The organism is Citrobacter sp. wls829 (assembly GCF_005280825.1).
Taxonomy (GTDB): domain Bacteria; phylum Pseudomonadota; class Gammaproteobacteria; order Enterobacterales; family Enterobacteriaceae; genus Citrobacter; species Citrobacter gillenii.
Map to the genome: position 1 here is coordinate 1 of NZ_SZWP01000040.1, position 226 is coordinate 226.

General features: G+C 50.0%; 1 protein-coding gene. It reads left to right on the top strand.

The window, feature by feature from the left end; genetic code table 11:
- A partial coding sequence (locus tag FDW88_RS05325) for a transposase (RefSeq protein WP_137362163.1) occupies window positions 1-226 on the top strand: 226 nt, incomplete at both ends.

Here is a 226-nt window from a genome sequence, read left to right on the forward strand (position 1 = left end):
GTGGCGGTTCTCACTTTATGGCACGCAAGCTGGCAGAGTTAGGGCATTTTCCAAAGCTGATATCACCGCAATTTGTCCGCCCATTCGTTAAAAGCAACAAAAATGACTTCGTTGATGCTGAAGCTATCTGTGAAGCAGCATCACGTCCATCTATGCGTTTCGTGCAGCCCAGAACCGAATCTCAGCAGGCAATGCGAGCTCTGCATCGTGTCCGTGAATCCCTGGT